The sequence below is a fragment of the Pelomicrobium sp. G1 genome (genome assembly GCF_051905455.1).
Classification (GTDB): domain Bacteria; phylum Pseudomonadota; class Gammaproteobacteria; order Burkholderiales; family UBA6910; genus Pelomicrobium.
Genome location: NZ_JBQACR010000682.1, coordinates 1 through 231, shown reverse-complemented (window position 1 = coordinate 231; position 231 = coordinate 1). Strand labels below are relative to the sequence as shown.

Annotated in this window: 1 protein-coding gene; it reads right to left on the bottom strand. The window is 65.4% G+C overall.

Features of this window, described 5'->3' with window-relative positions; all coding sequences use genetic code 11:
- Positions 1–231: DUF3683 domain-containing protein (locus tag ACTFO6_RS20110; protein ID WP_439936027.1), on the bottom strand; the 231-nt coding region annotated here is incomplete at both ends.

Below are 231 nucleotides of genomic sequence, written 5' to 3'. Positions count from 1 at the left end.
ATGGCGCAGGGCATCGACAAGGGCTTTCCTTCGGGCCCGTGTCCCGAGCAGGTCGTCCTGGAGGTAGGGGTTGTGCGACACCACCCAGACGTCGCCCAGCACCTCGTAGAACATGCGCGCCGATCGGCCGGTGCGCCGCTCTGCCCTAAGCTCGTTAATGAGGTGCCCAGAAGGCTCACCCAGGAGGCGGCTCACGATCCCCCGGTCGGAGAACGAGGTGTAGTTGTACGG